Source organism: Thalassospira sp. A3_1, assembly GCF_017744215.1.
Lineage (GTDB): Bacteria > Pseudomonadota > Alphaproteobacteria > Rhodospirillales > Thalassospiraceae > Thalassospira > Thalassospira lucentensis_A.
Genome location: NZ_JAGHQQ010000001.1, coordinates 540,784 through 567,074 on the forward strand (window position 1 = coordinate 540,784; position 26,291 = coordinate 567,074).

Annotated in this window: 21 protein-coding genes; 12 read left to right on the forward strand and 9 right to left on the reverse strand. The window is 56.4% G+C overall.

Annotated features, from left to right (window positions below):
* Window positions 1–27: 27 nt before the first annotated feature.
* Window positions 28–1,254 carry an MFS transporter gene (locus J7395_RS02495; RefSeq protein ID WP_247741927.1) on the reverse strand — a complete coding sequence of 409 codons (1,227 nt, stop codon included), beginning with the start codon at window positions 1,252–1,254 and terminating at the stop codon, window positions 28–30.
* A gap of 142 nt (window positions 1,255–1,396) precedes the next feature.
* Between J7395_RS02495 and J7395_RS02500 the strand changes: the two genes are divergently transcribed.
* Window positions 1,397–2,656 carry a permease gene (locus J7395_RS02500; RefSeq protein ID WP_209220427.1) on the forward strand — a complete coding sequence of 420 codons (1,260 nt, stop codon included), beginning with the start codon at window positions 1,397–1,399 and terminating at the stop codon, window positions 2,654–2,656.
* A gap of 170 nt (window positions 2,657–2,826) precedes the next feature.
* Here J7395_RS02500 and J7395_RS02505 read toward each other — a convergent pair whose 3' ends face one another.
* The 7 genes from J7395_RS02505 to J7395_RS02535 form a co-directional block, all read right to left on the reverse strand.
* The gene (locus J7395_RS02505; RefSeq protein WP_209220428.1) at window positions 2,827–4,062 is read right to left on the reverse strand and encodes an AMP-binding protein; all 1,236 of its coding nucleotides are present in this window, start codon (window positions 4,060–4,062) and stop codon (window positions 2,827–2,829) included.
* A gap of 45 nt (window positions 4,063–4,107) precedes the next feature.
* Window positions 4,108–4,929 (reverse strand): ABC transporter ATP-binding protein, encoded by an 822-nt coding sequence (locus J7395_RS02510; RefSeq protein WP_097052096.1) that lies wholly within the window; start codon window positions 4,927–4,929, stop codon window positions 4,108–4,110.
* Window positions 4,930–5,039: 110 nt separating this feature from the next.
* Window positions 5,040–6,278, reverse strand: coding sequence for an ABC transporter substrate-binding protein (locus tag J7395_RS02515; RefSeq protein ID WP_062948262.1), 1,239 nt, complete (start codon window positions 6,276–6,278; stop codon window positions 5,040–5,042).
* A 110-nt stretch (window positions 6,279–6,388) separates the two neighbouring features.
* Complete coding sequence (locus J7395_RS02520) at window positions 6,389–7,462, reverse strand: branched-chain amino acid ABC transporter permease (RefSeq protein ID WP_062948264.1); 1,074 nt, start codon at window positions 7,460–7,462, stop codon at window positions 6,389–6,391.
* A gap of 18 nt (window positions 7,463–7,480) precedes the next feature.
* A complete protein-coding gene (locus J7395_RS02525) occupies window positions 7,481–8,374 on the reverse strand; it encodes a branched-chain amino acid ABC transporter permease (protein WP_062948266.1) in 894 nt (297 codons plus the stop codon).
* Between the two features lie 68 nt (window positions 8,375–8,442).
* The gene (locus J7395_RS02530; RefSeq protein WP_209220429.1) at window positions 8,443–10,392 is read right to left on the reverse strand and encodes a long-chain fatty acid--CoA ligase; all 1,950 of its coding nucleotides are present in this window, start codon (window positions 10,390–10,392) and stop codon (window positions 8,443–8,445) included.
* Window positions 10,393–10,394: 2 nt separating this feature from the next.
* Complete coding sequence (locus J7395_RS02535; protein WP_062948270.1) at window positions 10,395–11,204, reverse strand: ABC transporter ATP-binding protein; 810 nt, start codon at window positions 11,202–11,204, stop codon at window positions 10,395–10,397.
* An 804-nt stretch (window positions 11,205–12,008) separates the two neighbouring features.
* Between J7395_RS02535 and acnA the strand changes: the two genes are divergently transcribed.
* Together acnA and J7395_RS02545 are read left to right on the forward strand one after the other, a co-directional pair.
* The gene (gene acnA, locus J7395_RS02540) at window positions 12,009–14,696 is read left to right on the forward strand and encodes an aconitate hydratase AcnA (protein WP_062948272.1); all 2,688 of its coding nucleotides are present in this window, start codon (window positions 12,009–12,011) and stop codon (window positions 14,694–14,696) included.
* Window positions 14,697–14,923: 227 nt separating this feature from the next.
* Window positions 14,924–17,488, forward strand: coding sequence for an EAL domain-containing protein (locus J7395_RS02545; protein ID WP_209220430.1), 2,565 nt, complete (start codon window positions 14,924–14,926; stop codon window positions 17,486–17,488).
* Window positions 17,489–17,550: 62 nt separating this feature from the next.
* Here J7395_RS02545 and J7395_RS02550 read toward each other — a convergent pair whose 3' ends face one another.
* The gene (locus J7395_RS02550; protein ID WP_062948276.1) at window positions 17,551–18,888 is read right to left on the reverse strand and encodes a sodium-dependent transporter; all 1,338 of its coding nucleotides are present in this window, start codon (window positions 18,886–18,888) and stop codon (window positions 17,551–17,553) included.
* Between the two features lie 281 nt (window positions 18,889–19,169).
* On the opposite strand from J7395_RS02550, the gene J7395_RS02555 reads away from it, so the two are divergent.
* From J7395_RS02555 to J7395_RS02595, 9 genes are all read left to right on the forward strand, one after another.
* Entirely contained in the window at window positions 19,170–19,913 is a 744-nt protein-coding gene (locus J7395_RS02555) for a DUF1223 domain-containing protein (protein WP_209220431.1), read from the forward strand.
* A 180-nt stretch (window positions 19,914–20,093) separates the two neighbouring features.
* Window positions 20,094–20,816, forward strand: a complete 723-nt coding sequence (gene ccmA / locus J7395_RS02560) for a heme ABC exporter ATP-binding protein CcmA (RefSeq protein ID WP_209220432.1) — start codon at window positions 20,094–20,096, stop codon at window positions 20,814–20,816.
* A complete protein-coding gene (ccmB, locus tag J7395_RS02565; RefSeq protein ID WP_062948282.1) occupies window positions 20,813–21,478 on the forward strand; it encodes a heme exporter protein CcmB in 666 nt (221 codons plus the stop codon). The genes ccmA and ccmB overlap by 4 nt, the downstream gene beginning before the upstream one ends.
* A gap of 55 nt (window positions 21,479–21,533) precedes the next feature.
* Complete coding sequence (locus tag J7395_RS02570) at window positions 21,534–22,325, forward strand: heme ABC transporter permease (protein WP_062961230.1); 792 nt, start codon at window positions 21,534–21,536, stop codon at window positions 22,323–22,325.
* Window positions 22,322–22,525 (forward strand): heme exporter protein CcmD, encoded by a 204-nt coding sequence (ccmD, locus tag J7395_RS02575; RefSeq protein ID WP_209220433.1) that lies wholly within the window; start codon window positions 22,322–22,324, stop codon window positions 22,523–22,525. The genes J7395_RS02570 and ccmD overlap by 4 nt, the downstream gene beginning before the upstream one ends.
* A 14-nt stretch (window positions 22,526–22,539) precedes the next feature.
* Entirely contained in the window at window positions 22,540–23,028 is a 489-nt protein-coding gene (gene ccmE / locus J7395_RS02580) for a cytochrome c maturation protein CcmE (protein ID WP_082832867.1), read from the forward strand.
* Window positions 23,029–23,170: 142 nt separating this feature from the next.
* Window positions 23,171–25,225 carry a cytochrome c-type biogenesis CcmF C-terminal domain-containing protein gene (locus J7395_RS02585; RefSeq protein WP_209220434.1) on the forward strand — a complete coding sequence of 685 codons (2,055 nt, stop codon included), beginning with the start codon at window positions 23,171–23,173 and terminating at the stop codon, window positions 25,223–25,225.
* Window positions 25,222–25,758 (forward strand): DsbE family thiol:disulfide interchange protein, encoded by a 537-nt coding sequence (locus tag J7395_RS02590; RefSeq protein WP_209220435.1) that lies wholly within the window; start codon window positions 25,222–25,224, stop codon window positions 25,756–25,758. Before J7395_RS02585 ends, J7395_RS02590 begins: the two co-directional genes overlap by 4 nt.
* Window positions 25,755–26,246 (forward strand): cytochrome c-type biogenesis protein, encoded by a 492-nt coding sequence (locus J7395_RS02595; protein ID WP_062961232.1) that lies wholly within the window; start codon window positions 25,755–25,757, stop codon window positions 26,244–26,246. The genes J7395_RS02590 and J7395_RS02595 overlap by 4 nt, the downstream gene beginning before the upstream one ends.
* Window positions 26,247–26,291: the final 45 nt, after the last annotated feature.

Here is a 26,291-nt window from a genome sequence, read left to right on the forward strand (position 1 = left end):
GACTCTTTTCACTATTCCGGCTCAAAACTATCGCCGTCCTCCCGCCAGTCGGATGGCTTCGGGCATGTTGCGCAATCGTCCCATGGCGATAAAGCCCAGTAATGGCCCCACCGCCAGCATGGCAAACGCCCCCCACCAGCCAAAACCGTCGGCAATCACCGGCACCAGATGGATCGATCCAAGGGCAATAAGAAAACCAATGGCATTTTGCATGGTCAGCGCCGTTCCCACCTGATGGGGATCGGCCAGTTCGATCACGCAGGATGAAAATTGCGCAGAATCGGCAATCACCGAAATGCCCCAGACAATGCAGACGACAATCAGGATCGGGACCGACGCATCGCCAAGCGCCCCGGCAACAAGGGCGCAGATGCCACTGACCGCCATCGCGGCCATGGTCACCGTCGTCCGCCCGATCCGGTCCGCCAGCAAACCGCCCGCAAGACTTCCGAACGCGCCGATACCGACAATCGCAAATGTCAGAAGGGCCGCCCAGATACCGGGATTATCAAATTCCCGCCCGGAAAGCGCCCCATACAGGAACAACCCGATCCAGCCCCACATGGCATACAGTTCCCACATATGCCCGAAATACCCGTAACAGGCATGGCGCAGGGGTTTGTTCGACCATATCTGCCCGACCATACGCGGATCAAATCGCGGGGATTTTCCCGGCGTCCCACCCAGTTTGACAAACAGGATCGCCACACCGGCGATATAAGCGGAAATACTGGCGATCACGATCACCATCCGCCAGTCAAGCGGTACTGCCACGGCAAACAGATGCGGCAGGGCCGATCCCATGGTCAATGCACCGACCAGCAACCCGACCAGAAATCCCGTATCGCCGCGCGACCAGGTCGCGACCATTTTCATGCCGATGGGATAAATTCCTGCCATGCAGATCCCGGTAATCAGGCGAAGCCCGATCACAACCACCCCGTCGACCGGCACGGTCAGGATCAGAAGATTGGCGGTCGCGGCAATCAATGCGGATGCCGCCCAGAAACGCCTTGGTTCAACCCGGTCGGCCAGACCGAAAAACGCGCTGATCAAAGTGCCCAGTACAAACCCCAGCAATACTGAACTGGTAAACAGGGATGATTGCACTGCCCCCAGATCAAACTCGGCACGCAATTGCGGCAATACCGCCGTTGCCGAAAACCACAGCGCAAGTGCCATCAACTGGCAAATCGTGATCATGCCAACGGCAAATGGTTTGCCTGCCTGCGCCATGCCTTCCCCTGTAATCATTCAAATTTGCAGGTCATCATACACATCAAAAGCCAAAAGGACATGATGGAACAGAATGCCCCAACCTGCGTTTGACTGACAAACCGATTGCCGATGCCTTGATGATATCGACAAACTTCATTCGCAAACCAAAGCCTGCACCATGTCTTTTTTCAATCAGTATGCAAATGGCGTCATGACCGCCCTTGGCTTTTTCTGGAACGCACTTTGGGCATTCGTCATGGGTTACGCCATCAGTGCCGCCATTCAGGTTTTCGTGCCCAAAAGCCGACTGACCCGGCATATGGGCGACTGCGATATAAAAAGTATCTCGCTTGCCGGTGTGTTTGGCGCCATTTCAAGTTCATGCTCTTTTGCTGCCCTGTCAGCAGCCCGCGCATTGTTTCAGAAAGGCGCACATTTCGTCGCCACGGTCGCCTTCATGTTCGCATCAACCAATCTGGTAATCGAACTGGGTGTGCTTATTTTCCTGTTTCTTGGCTGGCAGTACCTTATTGCCGAAATTGCCGGTGGCATCGTGATGATCGCCATTTCGGCAATCCTGATCCGGTTGACCTATCCCAAGTCCCTGATCGAAAGGGCCAAACAGCACGCAGATGAAGCCACAGGGCAGGAAGAGAACGATTTCGACTGGAAAAAGCGCATCAAAAGTTCAGCGGGCTGGCAACAGGTCGGAACACGTTTTGTCATGGAATGGCAGATGGTTTGGCGGGAAATTCTGTTTGGTTTCACCGTCGCCGGTTTCATTGCCGTTTTTGTCCCCGATCAGGTCTGGCAAACTCTTTTCATGGCCAATAGCGGTTCGGGAAACAGTGGCAACATGCCGTTTCTAACCGTGCTTGAAAACGCGGCAATCGCGCCGTTTGTGGCGGCGGCAACCTTTATCGGCTCGATGGGCAATATCCCGCTTGCCACCGTGTTAACTGCCGGCGGGGTCAGCTTTGCCGGGATCATGGGCTTCATCTATTCCGATCTGATGGTCCCGCCACTGGTCAAGGTCAATGCCCGCTATTACGGTTGGAAAACCGCCCTTTATATTGCTGCGGTCATGTATGTCAGCATCGTGATAACCGCACTGGGCCTGCATTACGCTTATGCCCTTATCGGTATCCTGCCTGAAGGCAGCCGCGATATTGCCGAGGTCAGCGGCTTTAAGATCAACTATACCTTCTTCCTTAATCTCACGGCATTTGCCCTGACAGCCGGGTTGTTTTGGCTGCACCGTCTCGGCCAAAAATCCGGCAAGGACGGCCATGACCACGGTTCTCACGATCATCACAATCACGATCATGGTGACGGATCTGCCTCGTTCTTCGCGCCCAAAAACCTGCTCGTCACGGGTATCGTGGTCGCACTGGCCACGGGTCTGGCCCTTCAAGGGTGGCAAACGGTAAGCAGTTGACCTGACACTTTCTGAAGGACCGAGACAGTCCTCTGATGTCAGACAAAAAAATGCCGCCCGAACAAAGCCGGACGGCACCAAGTTTCCCGAGCGGGAATGAAAACGGGTAGATACCTTTTCGCAGTGTCGGCCAGTAACGGCACCGCAGCAAAAGGGGCTCTGGCGGTTGCTCAGGAATAATCGCGCTGGTCGTCGATCACCTTGCCATCATTGGGCAGGCTGCCCGGTGTTGCGATTTCGACCCTGCCGCGCAGCTTGCAGATCGAATGCAGGCTATCCATCACCGCATCGGCACTGAACCCGGCGGCATCGGTTTCACAGGCAAGCGTCATGACATCGACATCGTTTTCACGGGTGACGACCAGACGGGCCTTGCCGATATCCGCATGGCGTTTGACGACCTCTGCAATCTGGTGGGGATGGACAAACATGCCTTTGACCTTGGTCGTCTGATCCGCACGGCCCATCCAGCCCTTGATGCGCATATTGGTCCGCCCGCACGGGCTTGGCCCTGATGCAATCGCCGAAAGATCACCGGTGGCAAACCGGATCAGCGGATAATCCATATTAAGGCTGGTAACAACGACCTCGCCCACCTCGCCCTCGGCCACAGGATCACCGGTACCGGGACGCACGATTTCAAGGATGATGTCCTCGGCAACGATCATGCCGCTTTTGGCATCGCTTTCATAGGCAATCAGGCCAAGATCGGCACTGGCATAACATTGCAGCATGGCAACACCGCGTTCGGCAAACCAGTCGCGCAATGACGGCGGCAATGCCTCGCCCGACACAAGCGCACGGGTGATGGATGAAACATCCCCGCCCAGTTCGTCGGCCTTTTCCATCAGGATTTTCAAAAACGACGGTGTTCCGGAATAGCCGTTCGGTTTCAGGTCGGTAATCGCCTTGATCTGGGCCTCGGTCTGGCCAACACCGGCCGGAATGACGGCGCAGCCACACGCACGCGCGCCGCTGTCAAAAATGAAGCCGCCCGGTGTCAGGTGATAGGACAGGCAGTTATGAATAATGTCGCCCGGTCGGAACCCGGCAGCAAAAAATGCGCGCCCCATCCGCCACCAGTCATCACCCTTGCCTTCGGGGTCGTAAATCGGCCCCGGGCTTTGGAAAATACGGCCAAGAGCCGGCACCGGTGTTGCATTCAACCCGGCAAAGGGCGGATTTTTCGCCTGCATGTCAATCAGGTCGGATTTGCGCGTCACCGGCAGTTTTGCCAGTGCCTCGCGACTGTTCACCGACTGCGGATCAACACCTTCAAGGATACGGCCAAACCCGGCGGCCTTGCTTTTTGCGTGATGAATAACCCGCGGCAATGCCGCCATCAAACCGGTTTCACGGTCTTTGGGGCTGCGGGTTTCACTGGCGTCAAAGAAGGTATTAAGCATGGTGGCCGGGTCCGTTTTCTGGTCGTTACAAGGCACAGGCGCGTGTTAAAGCCAACGCTTGCGACGTTTGTACGATTTGATGTTCTTGAAGCTCTTGCGGTCTTCCGAACCGCCGCCAAGATAGAATTCCTTGACGTCTTCGTTGTTCAGAAGCTCGTCACGGGTGCCATCCAGAACCACCTTGCCGCTTTCCATGATGTAACCGTAATCGGCAACCTTCAGCGCAAAATTGGCGTTCTGTTCAACGATCAGCATGGTGATGCCCTGCTCGCGGTTGATCTTTTCGATGATCCCGAACACTTCCTTCACCAGCAAGGGTGACAGACCCATCGAAGGTTCATCAAGCAAAATCATTTTCGGGCGCGCCATCAACGACCGGCCAATCGCCAGCATCTGCTGTTCCCCGCCCGACAGATAACCGGCAAGCCCGGTGCGTTCGCGCAGACGCGGGAAATATTCAAACACCATGTCGATATCGTCCTTAACGCCCTTGTCCTTGCGGGTATAGGCGCCAAGCCGCAGGTTTTCGACACAGGTCATGTCTTCGATGATGCGGCGGCCTTCCATGACCTGAAACAGGCCGGAACGCACGATATCCTCGGGGCTGCCATTGGCGATCTGCTGCCCCATGAAATTGATGTCACCTCGGGTAACCTTGCCATCCTCGGTCTTGAGCAAACCAGAAATGGCCTTAAGCGTGGTCGATTTCCCGGCCCCGTTCGGGCCCAGAAGGGTCACGATCTTGCCCTGCGGAACTTCAAGCGATACCCCGCGCAGCACAAGGATCACCTCGTCATACACGACTTCGATATTGTTGACCGACAGCAACGGTTCTGCGGTTTCGATCTTGCGGGCGGGCTCTGACATGGTGTCCCCTTCAATCACGTTCTGATTACATCTCCCGGCGCCGGGGCGGGCGCGCTTTTCGCCACCCCGCCCCGAACACCCTCGGGAGACAGCCGTCTTCTGACTACGACTTAATAGCCGAGCCAGTCGTCACGACGCGGCAGGGTTACCGTGGTCAGTTTCTCGACCGTCGGCTCACCGCCCTTGGCACTGCCGTTATAGATATTCACGGTGTTGATGCCGCGATGATCTTCGGCCGTCCAGGTTGCCGGCATGCAGACACCTTCAAGACCTTTCGGCACCCAGTCGGTGCGGGCATACATCCCGGCCTTGATGTTTTCGCCGGTGATGCCGCCATTGGCCTTGGCCCATTCCATGGCTTCTTTCATGTAATAGACCGAGCAAATGCCGCGGATATAGTGGTGCGTACGGAACTGTTCGCCCGAGCTGTCCGACATTTTCGAGATTTCACGCACCAGTTCCATGCCCGGTACGCCCTCGTCGGTCCAGAAGCTGGTCATGGCCGGGAAGACATAGTTTTCAACATCGCCGATGGTTTTCAGCGTTTCAAAGTCACCCGCCCAGATATTGGCGAGCCATTTCGGGGACGCGCCAACCGTGTCACACGATTTCACCAGCGAAACCACCGACGGGCCGAGGTTGCCAAGATACCCATAATTGGTTCCGGCTTCCTTGATCGTCAGGCATTGCGCCTTGAAGTCACCCGGCTTCATCGAAACAACAACCGGCTCGGTCACTTCAAAACCAAGTTCGGTCGCGTATTCCGCACAGGCTTCTTTGGGGGCGTTCGGATACGGGTGGTTATCCCCGATATGCGAGAATACCGGCTTGCCAGAACCACCCGATGTTTTCCAGTCTTCGGCAGCCCACTGAACCATTGCACGGCAGGCATCGGAATAGGATGCGCCATAGAAGAAGTTATAGGGGGCCGGTTTTGCGGTTTTCGGGTTTTTCGCGGTCGGATCGGTCAGATGGCCGGAATAGGATGCGGAATAGACCGGCACCTTGTCCTGGGCCACAAAGCTGATCAGGGCTTCGGTATCACCCGTGCCCCAGCCCTGCATGGCGACCATTTCATTGCGCGAACGCCATTTTTTATAGTTCGCAATGGCCTGCGGCACCTTGTAGGCGTAATCGACCGACTCAGAATCCAGAACCGTGCCGTCAATCCCGCCATGGGTGTTGACATAAGACAGTGCATCGCGAACCCCGTCGGCATAAAACTTGCCGATGAAGCCGGTGGCACCGGTGATATCCATCAGATGGCCGACGAATACTTCGTCTGCCTTGGCTGCCGTTACCGACAGGCCGGTTGCAACCATCGCGGTTGCAGCAATCAGTCTTTTCATCACGACGTCTCCCTTGGACGTTTTCATCAACGATATAGCCTCCCGGTCTCCCCCGATTTTGATCCTGCCCCTTTTTTGTTTTTTAGCGGGGCGGGTTTCGGCGGTAATTATCAGTACGAGAAGGGATAAAGCTTCCAGTACGCCCTGATCTGCTGCCAGCGGTGCGCGAGCCCGTCCGGTTCGAAGATCAGGAAAAGGATGATGGCCAGACCGATCGCCATCTCCTTGATATAGGCCAGTCCGTCGGTCACAGCCGTCGAATTGGCCCATTCGAAAACACTTAAAAGCCCGACACCGTTTTCCATGACTTCCGGCAGCAGAACCATGAAGACGGTCCCCATCAGGGTGCCCTTGACCGAGCCAAGGCCGCCAATGATGATCATGCCCAGAAACTGGATCGACAGCAGGATGGTAAAGCCCTCGGCCGAGACAAAGCCAAGATAGTGGCCATACATCGCCCCGCCGACCCCGGCATAGAAGGATGAAATCGCAAAGCTCATCAGACGATATTTCGTCAGATTGATGCCCATGATTTCCGCTGAAAGATAATGATCACGTACCGCAACAAAGGCACGCCCATCACGGGTCCGCATCAGGTTCGTGCCCAGCAGATACATGATCACAAGGAAGAACAGGCAGACATAGAAGAAGCTGAAATCATCCAGCACTTCATAACCGAACACATTGACCGGGTTCGCCGCCGCCCCATAAGACCCGCCGGTAAACCAGTCGGCCCGGGCAAAGAAATCTTCCAGGATGAACTGGGCTGCCAATGTCGCAATCGCCAGATAAAGCCCCTTGATCCGGGCAGCAGGCAGACCGAACAAAAGCCCGACGGCCGCCGTCATAAGACCCGCCAGCGGGATCGACAGTAAAACCGGAATGCCGGTCGTATTGTTGATCCAGGCGGATGCGAATGCGCCAAAGCCAAAGAACGCCGCATGACCCAGCGAAATCTGCCCGGTGAAACCGACCAGAATATTCAGACCAAGGGCGGCAATCGCAAAGTACGAGATCTGGATGAACAGGTTGACGTAATAGCCATCCAGAACAAACGGGATCAGGGCGGTTGCAATCACACCAAGGATCGCGGCATTGCGCACAAAGGTGGTGTCGAAAATCCGCGTATCCTGTCGATAGGTGGTGCGAAAATCACCGCAGGGACGCATCGAAAATCCAGCCATAACGTATTACTCCGCCCCTTAGATGCGTTCGATGTCTTTGGTGCCAAACAGACCGTATGGCTTGATGCAAAGAATGATGATCAGCACATAGAACGGTGCGATCGAAAACAGGTTGCCCCAGTGCAGATACTGCCCGTCGACAAACTCGGCGGTGTTTTCCAGAAGACCGATGATCACACCGCCGACAATCGCACCGATGATTGAATCAAGCCCGCCCAGAATGACCGCCGGGAAAACCTTGATCCCGATCACCGAAAGCGCGGATGAAACCCCGTTGACCATCCCGATCACGATACCGGCAACACCCGATACCAGGGCTGAAATCGCCCAGGACATGGCAAACACGGTCTTGACGGAAATACCAAGGCTTTGCGCGACCTGCTGGTCAAAGGCGGTGGCCCGCATCGCAAGGCCCAGCTTGGAATATTTGAAGAACCAGTAGAACGCCGCCATGATCACCAACGAGATCACGAAACTCATGATATAGGCGGTTTCGATCTGCATGCCGAAAAGGTTGATCGACCGTTCGCTGAACACCTGCGGATAGGTCGCGGTGGTCGCACCGAATATCCATTTCGTCGCCGCCTGGAAAAAGATCGAAAGCCCGATCGTCACCATGATCACCGAAATGATCGGCTCGCCAATCATCGGGCGCAGCACCACCATTTGCAGGACAATGCCAAACGCCATCATGAACAGCAATGTGAACAGGAACCCAAGCCAGAAGGGCATCTGCATTTCCACCAGAAACGCATAACAAACCCATGCCCCGATCAAAAGAAACTCGCCCTGTGCGAAGTTCACGATCTGGGTCGATTTGTAAATCAGCACGAAACACATGGCGACCACGCCATACAATGTTCCGACAATCAGCCCGTTAAGCAGAAGCTGGAACAGAAGTTCGAAATTCATGTTGCCATCCCTGTAATGGCGGCCCCGCAACCTTTATGGCATTTGGGGCGCACTGTTTTATCGCTGCCTTATTCGGCGGCTTTGGGGGCCGTCTGTGCGGCCTTGTCCCCGTCCAGATCGACGACCTTCACACTTGTCTGGATGCGGGTTTTCGACCCGTCCTGGAAGGTGATCATGGTGTCGATATCAACCTTTTCATTGCCGGCATAAACCGCGTCGATGATGTCGGCGTATTTTTCCGCAACCACGCTGCGACGGACCTTGCGGGTACGCGTCAGTTCGCCGTCATCGGCATCCAGTTCCTTGTAAAGCAGCAGGAACCGCTTGATGCGCTGGGCTTCCGGCAGGGTTTCATTCACCTGACGGATTTCATCAACGATCATGTCATAGACCTGCGGCTGGGCTGACAGATTGGTATAGTTGGTAAAGGCAATCCCGCGCTGCTCGGCCCATTTCGCCATGATCGAATAACGGATGCAGATCATGGTCGACAGGAACGGCAATCCCTTGCCAAGGATCACGGCCTCGGCAATGAAGGGCGAGAATTTCAGTTTGTTTTCAATAAACTGCGGCGAGAAACGCACACCTTTGGATGTTTCCGCCAGATCTTTCAGGCGATCAATCACCACAAGATGCTTGTTGCCTTCCTTGAAGTAACCGGCATCGCCCGTATGCATCCAGCCATCCCGGACATCCTCGTCATAGGCCGCCTGGTTTTTATAGTAGCTGGTAAACATGCCCGATGTGCGCGCAACAATCTCGCCAACGCCGTTTTCATCGGTATTGATGATTTTGATTTCCGAATTATCAAACGCGCGCCCGACCGTATCGAAATCAATGTCGCCGGGCTGATGGATGGTATAGGCACCGCAAAGTTCGGTCTGGCCATAAAGCTGGCGCAACGGCACGCCCATGGCATGAAAGAACTTGAAGGTTTCCGGCCCCATCGCCGCCCCGCCGGTCGCCGCCGACCGCAGATTGGAAAAGCCCAACCGGTCCTTTAACGCATTCATCAACAGGACATCGGCAACCCTGGAATGACCGCCACCATCAAGGGCGGTGCGCGCCAGAGCCATGCCGAAATCATACATTTTCTGTTTGAACAGGGTCGCATCCATCATGCGTGCCCGCACATCGGCGGCAATGGCTTCCCAGACGCGCGGCGCCAGCAGGACGAAGTTCGGGCCGATCTCGCGAAGATCGGCCATCATGGTTTCCTGTTCTTCGACGAAATTGACGATCTGGCGACTGATCAGCGACTGACCGACGACATAAACCTGTTCCATGATCCATGGCAGCGGCAGAACCGAAACATAGTTGTCACCCGGATATTTCGGGTCGGCCCGCAAATAGGCCGCACAGTGATCAAGGAAATCACCGGCATTCAGCATCGCCATTTTCGGTTTGGACGTCGTGCCTGACGTGGTGCACAGGATCGCGCATTCATCACCGCGCGTATCGGCCACCATCCCGTCATAGGCACCGGGGTCTTTTGCCTCGACCGCACGGCCAAGCTCGTAAAGCTTTTCGATATCCATCAGGCGCGGGTCTTCGTATTTCCGCATCCCGCGCGGATCGCAATAGACGATATGTTCAACCGTCGGAATCTGGTCGGCCAGTTCCAGAAGCTTGTCGCACTGTTCCTCGTCCTCGGCGATCAGAACCCGCGCACCGGAATAGGTGATCAGATAAGCGACTTCTTCATGAAGACTGTCCTGATACAGGCCGACCGACATGGCACGCAGCGCATGGGCGGCAATTTCGCCCCAGACCCATTCCGGGCGGTTTTCGCCGATAACGCCGATCACATCACCGGGCTTGATGCCCATATCGCGCAGGCCAAGCGCCATCCATTTGACGCGGTCGTTATAATCTTTCCACGTGAATTCCTGCCAGATGCCGAATTCCTTTTCGCGCATGGCAATTTCGTCGCCCCAGTGGCGCGCGTTATAAGCCAGCACCTTCGGAAAGGTATCAAGCGCCTGCACATCGGCATAATCGGGGGTATTGCTGCTCATGTTCAGGCCACCTGCTCGTCTTCATCGGTTGCGTCATCATCTTCGCCGAGATAGGCCTTTTTGACATGGGCATTCGCCATGACTTCTTCGGGCAGGCCGGCCGCAATCTTGCGCCCGAAATCAAGAACCATGACCCGGTTGGAGATATCCATCACCACCCCCATGTCATGTTCGATCATGACAACCGTCATGCCCCATTCTTCGTTCAGATCGATGATAAAGCGCGCCATGTCCTCTTTTTCCTCGAGGTTCATGCCCGCCATCGGTTCATCCAGCAGGATCAGATCGGGGCGCAACGCCACCGCACGCGCCAGTTCGACCCGCTTTCGCAGACCATAGGACAGCGTTCCCGCCGTTGCCTTGCGGATATGGGAAATTTCAAGGAAATCGATCACATCCTCGCAGAAGCGCCGATGTTCAAGCTCTTCCTTCTGCGCACCGGAAAACCAGTAAAGCGGCCCGGTCAGGCAATTGTTTTTCAGAAGATGGTGGCGCCCGACCATGATGTTATCAAGCACACTCATATGGCCAAAAAGCGCCAGGTTCTGGAAGGTACGGCCAATGCCCAGCTCGGCACGGTCATTGGGTTTAAGCCCCGTGACATCCTTCCCCTTGAAGGCAACGGACCCGGTGGTCGGCTGATAGCGACCCGAAATGCAGTTAAGCATCGATGTCTTGCCAGCCCCGTTCGGACCAATGATTGAAAACAGCTCGCCGGGCTGGACGGAAAAGCTGACATCGCTCAGCGCGCGCACGCCGCCAAACACAAGCGACACGTCGCTGATCTGCAAGATGGGACCCTGTGACGTCATAACGTCGCTTATCCTCCCTGACTTGGGCCGCAGGCATCCTCGTGTCCGGTTGACCGGATCAAAGGTGGATACCTCGTGCCTCTTGTTCAGTTTCCCTGATGATGTGCCGGTTTTTATTTGCCCCGGACCTTACGGAAACCGGGCTTGGCACATTTAATACGTATTTAAGTACCAATTTCAGCAAATCACGTCAACGTGTTGCACAGCAACGGATTGAGACTTTTCACAAATTCGCGCTGCACAATTTTTGCGTTCTGGTCTGATGAATGCATTTCCACCTATAATTCCGTAAGGTCATCGTGGCACAACCCGGAAACCGAAAACCCTGAAATTATTGCGGTGCACCATTAGGGTACCTGTTCGCGCTGCACCACGTGCATTCCTGCAAACCCCGAAATTGCCCCCTTGCACAATCAGGCAGCCACCCGATTCGTTGCCGTTTGGACAGGCTTCTCCCCTTATTGTACAGGTCGCCTTCTACATTCGAGTCTTTCCAAACTGGACGGTGACCCCGTGGACTCGCAAACGATGTCGGGGCGGATTTGCGGCGTTTTTCACCGGAATCACATACCTTGCGATTGCCATTACACGCCAGCCATTCACCAATTCGTTGTTATCGCAGGGATTTCAAGAATGACCCTTTTGCGGGTCTGGACTTTCAGGGGGAATTGTGGTGTAACCCCGTGGCACATACATATGTAGCCGTGACCCGCGTCACGAGAAACAGATAGCCCACCGCTCGGCGCTCCGACGGTCGGGGTGTCTTGTCACGACAAGCCCTTTAACCACCTTGAGGAGGGTCTGATGTCCATTTGTGGCAAAGACAACCTGCAAACGCGCCGCACGCTGAAAGTCGGGGATAAATCCTACGACTATTACAGCCTTAAAGTTGCTTCCGAAAAAATCGGCGACGTTTCCAAACTTCCGTTTACGCTGAAGGTCGTTCTGGAAAACCTTCTGCGTTACGAAGACGATTTCACTGTCAAAACCGACGATGTCAAAGCTGTCGTGGAGTGGCTCAAATCCCGTACGAGCTCGCACGAGATCAACTATCGTCCGGCCCGCGTCCTGATGCAGGATTTCACCGGCGTTCCCGCCGTTGTCGACCTTGCCGCGATGCGCGATGCCGTCGTCAAAATGGGTGGCGACGCCCAGAAGGTGAACCCGCTTTCACCGGTTGACCTCGTCATTGACCACTCGGTCATGATCGACTTCTTCGGCACCGACGACGCACTCGACAAAAACATGGAAGTCGAGTTCGAACGTAACGGCGAACGCTACGAGTTCCTGCGCTGGGGCCAGAATGCGTTCAACAATTTCCGCATCGTCCCGCCGGGGGCAGGTATCTGCCACCAGGTGAACGTCGAACATCTCGCCAAGGTCGTCTGGACCGGCGAAGATGACAACGGCAAAACCGTTGCCTATCCCGATACGCTGGTCGGTACCGACTCTCACACCACCATGGTTAACGGCCTTGCCGTTCTGGGTTGGGGTGTTGGTGGTCTCGAAGCCGAAGCCGCAATGCTCGGTCAGCCGATCTCGATGCTGATCCCCGAAGTCGTCGGTTTCAAACTGACCGGCTCGATGAAAGAAGGCATCACCGCAACCGACCTCGTGCTGCGCGTCGTTCAGATGCTCCGCGAAAAAGGCGTTGTCGGCAAGTTCGTCGAATTCTATGGCGACGCGCTTGACCATATGAGCCTGCCGGATCGTGCGACCATCGGTAACATGGCACCGGAATACGGTGCGACCTGTGGCTTCTTCCCGATCGACGATGAAACGCTGAACTACATGCGTAACACCGGCCGCTCCGAAGAACAGATCGCACTGGTCGAAGCATATGCCAAAGAACAGGGCATGTGGCGCGACCCGAGCTTCGAAGCAGAATATACCTCGACCCTTGAACTCGACATCTCGACCGTCGAACCGGCCCTGTCCGGTCCGAAACGTCCGCAGGACCGCGTTCTGCTGAAAGATGCCGTTTCAAGCTTCACCAAGACCTTTGCCGATATGGCACCGGGTGTTGATGCGGATCGTTCTGTTCCGGTTTCGAACGAAAACTTCGCAATGAAAGACGGTAACGTCGTTATTGCCGCCATCACGTCCTGCACCAACACCTCGAACCCGAGCGTGCTGATCGCAGCCGGCCTGCTGGCGAAAAAAGCGGTTGAACTCGGCCTGCAGCGCAAACCGTGGGTGAAAACCTCGCTCGCACCGGGCTCGCTGGTTGTTGCCGACTATCTCGAAAAAGCCGGTCTGCAGTCCTATCTCGACAAGCTTGGCTTTAACGTTGCCGGTTTCGGTTGCACCACCTGTATCGGTAACTCCGGTCCGCTGGCCGACCCGATCATCGAGGCAATTGACGGCAACGACATGCTCGTTACCGCCGTTCTCTCGGGCAACCGTAACTTCGAAGGCCGCATCAGCCCGCAGGTCAAGGCAAACTACCTTGCCTCCCCGCCGCTGGTTGTTGCCTATGCCATTGCCGGTAACCTGAAGGTCGATCTGAACAAAGACCCGATCGGTACCGACAAGAACGGCAAAGACGTCTTCATGAAAGACATCTGGCCGACCAACAAGGAAATCGCGGACACCATCGCGTCCTCGATCTCTGCTTCGATGTACAAGGATCGTTACGACAACATCTTTGCCGGCCCGAAACCGTGGCAGGAAATCGAAGTCACCGAAGGCGAAACCTTCGATTGGGATGGCAAATCAACCTACGTCCAGAACCCGCCTTACTTCGTCAATATGGCGAAAGAACCGGGTGAGTTCTCGGAAGTTCATGGTGCACGTCCGCTCCTGATCCTGGGTGACTCTGTCACCACCGACCACATTTCTCCGGCCGGTTCGATCAAGGCAGAAAGCCCGGCAGGTGAATACCTCAAGGCGCATGGCGTCGAAGTTCGTGATTTCAACTCCTACGGCGCACGCCGCGGGAACCACGAAGTCATGATGCGCGGTACCTTTGCCAACATCCGTATCCGCAACGAAATGGCACCGGGCACCGAAGGTGGTGTTTCGGTTCATTACCCGTCCGGCGAACAGGGCTGGGTCTATGATGTTGCCATGCGTTATCAGGCCGAAGGCACCCCGCTGGTTGTCATCGCTGGTAAGGAATACGGCACCGGTTCTTCCCGTGACTGGGCAGCCAAAGGCACCAACCTGCTTGGCGTCAAAGCTGTTCTGGCCGAAAGCTTCGAACGTATCCACCGCACCAACCTGGTCTGCATGGGCGTCCTGCCGCTGCAGTTCAAGAATGGTGAAGGTCGTGCGACTTACAAGCTTGATGGCACCGAAGTCTTCGACGTTCTGGGTATCGGCAACGGTATCAACCCGATGCAGGACGTTACGGTTCGTATCACGCGCAAGGATGGCTCCACCGAAGAGGTCATTGCCACCTGCCGTATCGATACCGAAAACGAAGTCCTTTACTACCAGAACGGCGGCATTCTGCAGTTCGTTCTGCGTAACATGATGAAAGCGGCCTGATTTTTCCTGAAATCAGAAGCTGACTGAATGTGAAACACCCCCGCCTTTTATGGACGGGGGTGTTTTTTTTGCAGGTTCCTGCACCTTTAAATTGCGCCAAATCCAAACCACATCTATCCATTGATTTATAACAAGTCAGCCATCCCGACGATTTGCTAGGGATGAGGCTAGACCAGAAATGCCCGCAAACCGGGTGCCAGACAGGATTTGGACAGCAACAGGTTATTATGACGCGCCCCAGTTTTTCGGATGGCAAGCCTCCCCACCTGACCGTAGGTACGATTTCCCCCGGCATTGTGTTGCGCTGCGGGCCGGAAACCGCCATTGGTCAGGCCATCGACATGATGCGCGAAGCCAATTGCAGCTCCATCATTGTCACCAGGGATCATCTGCCGGTCGGAATCTGGACGGAAAAGGATTGCCTGTCCCTGCCGGCCGACTGCGAAGCCACCCTGAACGAGCCGATATCAAAATGGATGTCAGCCCCGGTTCACAGCATTTCCGTCCACGCCACGCCCGAGGCCGCGATCATCCGCATGCGCGAACGCCATGTCCGCCATCTGGTCACCGTGGACGAGGAAAACCGCCTTGCCGGCATCATCAGCCAGTCGGATCTGATCCGTCAGCAGGGAAGCTGGCGCAAACTGGGCGATGGTGATGTCGGTGCCGCCATCCGCCGCACGACAATCTTTGTCGATGGCGATATTGCGATGTCGGAACTGCGCGCCCGCATGCATGACGCCAAATGCGACTGCGCGATTGTCTATGATCCGTCAGTTGCGACCGACCCGGTCGCGATGCTCGATCACACCGGGATCATCACCGAACGCGATATCCTGCGCAATCTGGCCAATGGCGATCACGCAACCCCCGCCATCAAGGTCGCCAGCCGTCCATTGCGCGTTATTTCCGCCAGGGCCAGCCTGAACAATGCCCGCGACACGATGCTGGCCGAACATATCCGCCATCTTGCCGTCATTGATGAAGCCGGCAACGTGATCGGTGTTCTGTCATTTGCCGATCTGCTGGAATTCATCGAACAGGACTACTTCGCCCATCTCCGGTCCGTGATGGAAGGCCGCGATATCGAACTGAGTGCGGCGCGCCGGTCACTGTTTCTCGCCGACAAGATCATTGAAACCTCGCCCGACGGGATCATGGTCTGTGCCGCCGACGGCACGATCGAACTGGTCAATCCTGCCTTCACGCGCGTAACTGGCTACACCGCCAGCGATGTGATCGGCAAGAACCCGAATATCCTGCAATCCGGTCGTCAGTCCCGCGAATTTTATACTGCGATGTGGCGCGATATTGCGCGACAGGGCAAATGGGAAGGCGAAATCTGGAACCGCCGCAAATCCGGAGAAATTTATCCCGAATGGCTTTCGATCATCGCGATCCGCGATGCCGATGGCCAGATCAGCCAGTATGCGTCGATCTTCACCGATATCAGCGAACGCAAGAAAAACCGCGAGGATATCCTGCGGCTTGCCCATATTGATGAACTGACCGGCTATCCCAATCGCCGCCGCTTCCTTGAACTGCTGGCACATGGCATCGGTGAGTCCCGGCGCAAGGGAACGCGCCTTACGATCCTGCTGCTTGATATCGATAATTTCCAGCGGGTGAACAACACACTGGGCCACGGCGACGGCGACGATGTTCTGGTCGAAGTTGCGCGTCGCCTGCATCGCCGTCTGGATCAGGGCGGGGTTCTGGCACGTGTCGGTGCGGATGAATATGCCATCCTGCTCTCAGGCGGCCAATCTGCCGACGATGACGCCGCACTGGCCGATGATCTTCTAAAGGCTTTAAGCCAGCCGCACCGCACCAGCAAGGGGCAGGAAATCTATCTTTCGGCCAGCATCGGCATTGCATCATTCCCCCATGATGCCAACGATACCGCCAATCTTTTACGCAATGCCGAAATTGCCATGATGCAGTCCAAGGAACAGGGGCGAAACCGGTTCAGCCGCTATAACCGCGCCAGCCATTCACGCAGCGATACCGACCTTGCCCTTGAAACCGCATTGCGTCGCGCCCTGGACCGGGATGAATTTCATCTGGTCTATCAACCGCAATTCGAAGCCCGTACCGGCAACCTGCACGGGGTCGAAGCCCTGTTGCGCTGGAACCATCCGGAACGCGGCCCGATCCCGCCAACCGTGTTCATTCCCGTGGCCGAGGAAATCGGCGTCATCGGGGAACTCGGCCGCTGGGTACTGCGCCATGCCTGCCGACAGGCCGTTTCATGGCGCGAAAAGGGCCTGCACAACATCACCATGGCGGTGAATGTCTCGGTCCAGCAATTCTATGGCACGGTCGATCTCGCCGACCAGATCAGAACAATCCTGGTCGAAAAGGGCATGGCTGCCGACCGGCTGGAAATCGAAATCACCGAAAGCCTGTTCATGCAGAATATCGAGGAAATGCGCGCCAACATGCAGCGCATTCGCGATCTCGGTGTCAAAATCGCACTGGATGATTTCGGCACCGGCTTTTCCAGTCTCAGCTACCTGCGCAAACTGCCGTTCGACACGATCAAGATGGATCGCAGCTTTGTAAGCGACATCAATCAGGGGCGTGAAGGCAGCACGCTTGCGATCACGATCCTCAATATGGCCCAGAACCTGCGCAAAAAATGTGTCGCCGAAGGTGTCGAAACCAATGCCCAGCTCACGCTTCTGCGCGATGCCGGCTGTGACTATATTCAAGGTTACCTCATGGGAAAACCAATGAGTGCCGATGACATTTTCGACCTGTCACAGCAAAGATCGGCCGAAGCTTCCTGACACAGACAAAAGGGCGGGGAATTTCCCCGCCCTTCGCATTTCGGATGCTTTGAAAAGCTGGCCTAAAGCACGCCAAGCCCCTTCAGCAGAATGAAGGCAATCGCAAGCGGTGCGATGAACTTGACGATAATGCCCCAGGCATTGATCCAGCCCGGCACCACGCCATTATGGGCGGCGATGTCTTCCTTGGCCTTGCCCCAGACAACCCAGCCGACAAACAGCGAGATGAACAGACCACCAATCGGCAGCAGCAATTTCGAGCTGATGTAATCCATCAGATCAAAGAAGCCGAGGCCAAAGATGGTGAACTCGCCCATGATGCCAAGCGACAGCGAGGACGGAATCCCCAGCAGGAAGATGATCACACCCACCACGATTGATGCCGATTTGCGGCTGATGCCACGGTCATCGACGAAATAGGCGACAACCACCTCAAGGATCGAAACCGCCGACGTCAATGCCGCAATACCGAGCAGCAGGAAGAACATGAACGCAAAGACCGATCCCATCGGCATATGCGCAAACACCGCCGGCAGCGTGATGAAAGTCAGGCCCGGACCTGCACTGGGATCAAAGCCGAAGGCGAACACGGCAGGCAGGATCAGAAGACCCGCCATCACCGCAACCGAGGTATCAAGCAGCGTCACCCAACCGGCCGAACTTGCGATATTTTCCTTTTTGCTCAGATACGAGCCATAGGTAATCATCGCGCCCATCCCAAGCGAGAGCGAGAAGAACGCCTGCGAAAGGGCTTCCGATACCGTCGTCCACGTGACTTTCGAAAAGTCCGGCGAGAGCAGGAAGGCAATACCTTCGCCTGCACCCGGAAGCGTTACCGAACGCACGATCAGGATCAGCAACAGCGCAAACAGGGCCGGCATCAGAATCTTGGACGCGCGCTCGATCCCCGAACCGACACCCGCCAGAACCACAAAGATCGTCAGCGCCATGAACAGCGCATGATAGATCAGCGGCGAAACAGGATCGGAAATGAACCCGCCAAAAATGCTGCCCAATGCGGCCGGGTCTTCAATCGCAAGCGCCCCGGTGATCGATTTGACCATGTAGGAAATCGTCCAGCCGGCAACGACACTGTAAAATGACAGGATGATAAAGGCCGCCGCGACACCACAGAAACCAACCAGCGGCCAGACGCCGCCTTTAAGCTTCGCGAACGCACCAATCGCGTTCTTTTCCGCCATCCGGCCGATGACCATCTCGGCCAGCATGACCGAAAGCCCGATGGTAAAGACCAGCGCCAGATAAATCAGCAGGAAGGCACCACCGCCATTCTCGCCCGCCATATAGGGAAACTTCCAGATGTTGCCCAGCCCCACGGCCGACCCGGCAGCCGCCAGGATAAAGCCGAGGCGTGAACCCCAATGCTCTCGTTTAATCATTGCCTGCAAACCTTTCTTGGACCGGCATCCACGGAAAGTCGCTCCCGCCGCAGTGCCTGTTCCTCATTTTTCTGTATAAACGCAAAGGCGATTTCACCTCACGCATTCCGTGAAGACCTGTTGCCCCCTTTCGGAATTGACCGGAGCTAATAACACCAATCTTCCGAAATCTCCTGTCTAAATTCCCGGATTTCACGCAAAAATCGGTCGTTTCGGTGCATACGGGCCTTTCAACGCCTTGTGATTGGTGGTTGATACGCATTTTGGGGCATCATCAAGCCATGAAACAGCTTCGCCCCCTTATCATCATGCTTGCAACCGCGTTTTTCGGTGGTTTTTCGACCGCATATGCAGCCGAATCCACTTCACCCCGCGCCGTGATCGAGCTTTACACATCCGAAGGATGCAATTCCTGCCCCCCGGCGGATCGCGTCCTTTACGAATTAAATCAGGAACGTAGCGACCTTCTCGCACTGTCCTTCCATGTCGATTACTGGAACTATCTTGGTTGGGAAGACCCGTTTTCCAGTGCCGCCAATACGGAACGCCAACGTGATTATGCCGGTCGCATGCGCGAACGTTATGTCTATACCCCGCAGGTCGTGATCAATGGTGATCATGTCGTGCGGGCCACCGCCAAAAACCGAATCGTCACCACCAGCGATGAAACAACCCCGCTTCGGCAATGGGCGGAACTGGCCCTGCAATCGGATAAAAGTGCCACGCCCGCCAATGGCAAATTGAAACTCGGCATGGTCGATACCCCGCCCGCCGGTCAATCCTATCAGCTTTGGCTAATCGGCTTTGATCGCGAACATGAACGCGATGTCCGGTCTGGTGAAAATGCCGGTCGGCGTCTGGTTCACGCCAATGTCGTGCGCGAAATGATCGATCTCGGTCAGTGGGACGGCCAGCAGCGCGAACTTGATTTCGCCCTGAGCCAGCCTTGTGACGGTGGTGTCGTGGTCCTTGTTCAGGAAGGCCGCGGCGGCCCGGTTCGAAGCGCCTCGGTCATCCGCTTCTGATTATCTGTCCTTCTGCCAAACGCCGCAGCCGGTTTTTGATCGCTGCGGCGTTTGGCGTTTCTTTGGATTGATTTGAAACAATGTCATCACATCCAATGTCGGATAAAGCATGATTAATCACCCCGGACGCGTTATAGAAAACGCATATCCGGCATGAATTCCGACAGTCAAACGAGTTAGATGACAGTTTTTACCGGTTCTGATCTGACCTGTCTGCGTGGCGAACGTCTGGTCTTTGGCGATCTTTCCTTTGGCGCCAATACCGGCGATGCCGTGATGCTGCGTGGCCGCAATGGTGCAGGAAAATCAAGCCTGCTGCGCCTGATGGCGGGCCTTATGCCCCCACGCCTTGGCACCATCCGCTGGCAGGGCGATGATATCGCCGATGATAAAATCGCCCATCGTGCCCGCCTGCATTACCTTGGTCATCAGGATGCCATCAAACCGGTCCTGAGTGTTCGTGACAATCTGCGCCTGTGGGCTGAACTGCGCGGTATTTCCGATATCGACGCCGAAATTGATCAGGCCCTTCGCGCCCTTGATATTCATCATCTTGGCAACACCGCCGGGCGATATCTTTCAAGCGGCCAGAAACGCCGCACCGCCCTTGCCCGTATCCTGCTGGGTCAAAGCGACCTTTGGCTGCTTGATGAACCAACTGTTGGCCTTGATCGCGAAAGCTGTGCCGAGCTGGCCCGCCTGATTGCCGAATTCCGCGCCAAAGGCGGCATCGTGGTTTATTCGACCCATGTCGATCTGGATATCGCGGCCCCGACCGTCCTCGATCTGGATCAGTTCGCCATCCCGATGATGGAATGGCTGGTCGAACAGGATGATGAAGAAGCAGACGAAAACCTGTCGCACGACATGAATCAAGGCAAGACGACGGAGGCCACGATATGAATGCCTTTGTCGCCATCCTGCGCCGCGATTTGCGTCTAGCCCTGCGTCAGGGGGCGGATTCCGTGATGGTGGTTGCCTTCTTTATCGTAACCACCACCCTGTTTCCGTTTGGTGTCGGGCCCGAAGCCAACATTCTGGCGCGTATCGCATCTGGGGTGATCTGGGTCGCGGCCCTGCTGGCCGCCATGCTGTCACTCGAACGCGTCTTTCAGACAGATTACGAGGATGGCACGCTGGAACTGCTGACCCTGTCGCCCGCCCCGCTGGAGCTTCTGGTGCTGGGCAAGGTCTGCGCCCACTGGCTGACGACGGGCCTGCCGCTGATTATTGCCGCACCGGTGATGGCCGTGATGCTGAATATGGATCAGGACGGCTTTGGCACCCTGATGATCGCCATGCTGATCGGCACACCCGCACTCAGTCTGATCGGGGCGATTGGCGCGGCACTGATACTGGGGGCACGGCGCGGCGGTGTACTGGTGTCGTTACTGGTCCTGCCACTATATATACCGGTACTGATTTTCGGTGCTGGCGCGGTCGAGGCCGCATTGCTTGGCATTTCCGCCCAGGCACAGTTACAGATCATGGGGGCGATCCTGTTGCTGTCACTGGCTGCTGCCCCGTTTGCCACGGCCCACGCCATCCGGCAGGCCGTGGAATGACAAAGAACACAGACTGACGACCTTCGGCGGCATCGCCGCAAACGGACGAGAGAAAATGCATCGTTTCGCCAAACCAAGCGTGTTTCTGAAACTGACCGGGGCCATGATGCCCTGGATGGTCGCGCTGACCGTCATCCTGACCGTGGTCGGGCTTTATCTGGCCCTGATCGGGTCACCGGTTGACTATCAGCAGGGCAACACCGTCCGCATCATGTATATCCATGTGCCCGCCGCATGGATGGGCCTGTTCTGTTATGTCGGCATGGCCCTTTGCGGCGCCATGAGCCTGATCTGGAAACATCCGCTGGCCGATATCTGCGCGCGCGCCACCGCACCGGTCGGCGCGACCTTTACCGCCCTGACCCTGATTACCGGATCGCTTTGGGGCGAACCGATGTGGGGAACATGGTGGGTCTGGGATGCGCGCCTGACCTCGATGCTGATCCTGCTGTTCCTCTATCTTGGCTATATCGCGCTGGTAAATGCCTTTGACGATCCCGAACGCGGGTCAAAGGCCGGATCGGCACTGGCGCTGGTCGGGGTGGTCAATGTGCCGATCGTCAAATTTTCGGTCGACTGGTGGAACACCCTGCATCAACCGGCATCGGTCGCCCGCATGGGCGGCCCCAGCATCGATCCCAGCATGCTGGCCCCGCTTCTGATCATGGCCTTTGCCTTTACCGGATATTATTTCATCATTCTGGTCCTGCGCGTGCGCCTTGAACTGAACCAGCGCCGCATTCGCGCCCTTCAGCTCAGCGGCCTGTTTGACGAACGCGCCGCTGCCAATGGCGATGACGACGCACTTGCCTATGATCAGGGTCACAACGCCGGAGCCGGAAAATGAGTGAATTCTTCTCAATGGGCGGATACGGCAGCTATATCTGGGCCAGCTATGGCATCGCTGCCCTTGCCATGATTGCGCTGCTGGTCGCAACCCTGCGGGGCCTGCGTCAAAGCAAAACCGAACTTGATCAGCTTGAAACCGTTCTGAAAGCCCGCCGTCCCAGACGTGCCCGCACCACAGACCAGTCTCAGACATCCTGAGCGGAGAATATGAAGTGTCTCTTTCGCGTGCCAAATCCCGCAAACGTCAGCGCATGTATATCATCATGGCCGCCCTTCTCGCGGTCGGTGCGGCTGCCGCACTTGCCCTGACGGCGTTTGAAGATTCGGTTGTGTTCTTCTTCAGCCCGACCGAAATCGCCGAAAAATCGCCGATTGATCCCGATCAGCGCCTGCGCGTCGGCGGCCTTGTCGAAGAAGGATCGCTCAAAAAACTCGGCGGCGGTGAAACCGTCACCTTCACCGTTACCGACATGGCAAATTCGGTCACCATTTCCTATACCGGCATCCTGCCCGACCTGTTCCGTGAAGGTCAGGGCGTCGTCGCCGAAGGCCATATGGGCTCCGAGGGTCAGTTCATCGCGTCCGAGGTTCTGGCCAAACATGACGAGAATTACATGCCGCCAGAAGTCGCTGACTCATTGAAAAAAAGCGGTTATTGGGAAGAAATCGAAGCCCGAAATGCCGAACAAATGCGTAATTAAGCCACATTCTGCCATCATAAAAACCTCATATTGAAGCCTTCAACGCGGCATTAAAACTGGGTGGATGCCTTGCTATTTGACAGCAGGGGCTGAGTGGTGTTCGTTTACCGCACATCACGTACGGGGAAATCTGAAGAAACGCATGATCGCAGAGTTTGGACATTTTGCCCTTATCCTCATTCTCGCATTGGGGACCTGCCAGGCCGTCCTGTTCTGTCCGGCCCTGTTTCGCGCAAGCTATCGCGCGCTCGGCCCGACACCGGCAATGGCTCCGGCAATCGCAAGCGGCTCCCTGCCTGACGGAATGACCGGCACGACCGGGCCTGCCGAAACATCCGGTTTCGGTGTCTGGCCGCTGCCATTTGCCATGTGCGTTCTGGCAATCATTGCCGAGGCCGCCCTGATCCATTCCTTCATTGTCAGCGATTTCACCCTGCCCGTGGTGGCCGGTTACAGCCATTCCTCCACCCCGCTGATTTACCGCATCGGTGCGGCCTTCATCCCCGATAGCGGCGCGATGCTGTTCTGGGTCGCGACCACTACGCTGGCGACATTGTTATTTGCCCTGCAAAGTGTTGCGCGCGGCGTTACCGAACAGGATCGTGTTGCCCTTGGCATTCTTGGCATCGTTGTCGCCCTGCTGGCGGCGGCAGCAATCATTGATGCCGATCCCTTCATGCGTTCCGGGATGGCGCCCCTTGATGGCAGCGGTCTTGACCCGGAATTGCAGGACATCGCCGGCATGATCCGCGGACCGATCCTCTATGCCGGTCTTGCCGGACTGTCGGTGATCTTTGCCGTAACCTTTGCCGCCTTGCCGGGTGCCAAGCTTGATCGTGCATGGTCCGAACAGCTTCGCCCGTGGGCAATGGTCTCCTGGACGTTCCTTGGCGGTGCCATCGCGATTAGCGCCTACCGCGCCTATACCGAACAGGCATGGGGCAACTGGTGGTATTGGGATACATCCGAAAATGCCCTGCTGCTGCCCTGGCTTTTGACCACCGCCTTCGTGCATTGCCGTGCGGTCCTTGAAAAAACCGATACCCTGAAACCCTGGACGGCCCTTCTGGCCCTGTCTGCCTTCGGGGCGGGCTGGTTCGGGACATTCCTTGTGCGCTCCGACCTGCTCGGGCCATTGCCAACCGCCCTGCTCAGCAGCGGCGACAGTGTGGCCCTTCTGGTCGGGTTCTGTGTGCTGTTTGCCGGGGCCTATTTCATGTTCTGGCGCTGTGCTGGCGGCATGATCGACAACAAGGACTTTTCCCTGATATCGCGCGAAAGCGGCATGTTCTTAAACAGCGTGATGCTGTCGGTCGCAGCCGCAACCGTTCTGATCGGCACCATTTATCCGCTGTTCCTGCGCTGGTTTGACGGCGATATCATCACGGTCGGTCCGCCGTTCTTCGTTCAGGCGCTAATCCCGATCGGTTTGCCGCTTCTGTTCCTGATGGGTTTTGCCCCGACACTTCGCTGGCGCAATGACGAGGCATGGCAGATCGGACGCCGGATGAAACTGGCGGCCATGATGTCGCTGATTGTCATTCTGTTTGTCTGGATGCGCTTTATCAATGCATCCCCCCTGCCATTGCTTGGCATCGGCCTTGCGGCATGGGTCTTTACCGCCGCCCTTGGTGATCTTTGGGAACGCCTGTGGCGGCAGCCCGATCACGGCGAAGGCAAATACCGCAATCTCCAGCTTCTGGGCCCCCGCTATCTCAGCATGACCTTTGCCCATATCGGCATCGCCATCCTGATTGCCGGTGGCTCGGCCAGTGCCATCTGGGAACAGCAGATATCGTTATCGGCCCGCACCGGCCAAAGCATCCAGATCGGCCCCTATAACCTGCAATATGAAGGTGTGGCACTGCTGCCCGGCGAAAACTTCGCCACGCGCAAGGCAACCTTTATCGTCTATCGCAACGCCCAGCCGGTCGCCGAACTGTTCCCCGAAGTCCGCTATTATCCGATCCGCGGCATTGAAACCAAGGAAGCCGATATCTGGCACGGACGCGACGGGGATTTGCATGTTTCCGTCGGCGAACGGGCCGAAGACGGCGGACGTGTCGTGACCGTCCGGTTCCTGCCGATGATGCCCTGGGTTTGGGGTGGAATGTTACTGATGCTGATTGGTGGTGCCATCAGCATCTGTACGCGCATCGTCCTGCGCTATAAGAAGAACGGAGTTCCCGCTTCATGAGATTCTGGATCGCAGTCATCCCGCTGGTGCTCTTTGCGGCCCTTGCCGGTGTCTTTCTGATGAATATCGGCAAGGATACATCGGTTGTACCATCTGCCTTGCTCGACAAACCGGCACCGGATTTCCAGCTCCCCCCGCTGCCTGGTCGTGATCGGGGATTGTCGCGGGCCGATATTTCAAAGGGCGAGGTTTCGGTGCTGAACGTCTTTGCCAGCTGGTGCATTCCCTGCCGTGCCGAACATCCGCTGATCAAGCGCCTCTCGCGCGAGGCCGATGTGCCTGTTTATGGTCTGAACTACAAGGAAAAAGACCCGCAGGACGGTGTGAACTGGCTTGATGAACTGGGCGATCCCTATACCGCAGTCGGCATGGATCTGTCCGGGCGGACCGGGATTGATTTCGGTGTCTATGGCGTGCCGGAAACCTTTATCATCGATGGCAGCGGACAGATCAGATACAAGCATGTCGGTCCGGTCACCAATGAAATCCTCGAAGAAGTCCTGCTGCCCAAGATTGCGGAGTTAAAGGGATGATCCGTCGAAATTGCTCACTGTTCGCGGCCTTCGTGATCCTGCTGGGTTTGCATGCAGCCCCGGCATTTGCGGTCAACCCCGATGAAATGCTGGCCGATCCGAAACTGGAAGAACGCGCGCGCGATATCAGCCAGGAACTGCGCTGTCTGGTCTGTCAGAACCAGTCGATTGATGATTCCGATGCCGATCTGGCTCGCGATCTGCGCATTCTTGTCCGCGAACGTCTGGTTGCCGGTGACAGCAACGAAGAAGTCATCGATTACATTGTCGAACGCTATGGCGATTATGTTCTGCTCAACCCGCCGCTGAAACCCGAAACCTATATTCTTTGGATCAGCCCGGCGGTTCTTGCATTCCTTGCCCTGATTGCCGTGATTGCCTTTTACCGCCGCAAACAGCGTGAAGACGGTGCAGGACCAAAATCGCTTTCCGCCCAGGAACAGAAGCGGCTTGATGAAATCCTCGGCACGTCACAGGATCGCTCGTAACGATGCAGTTTGATCACCCTGCATACCGCACTCCCCGCAAGCGAG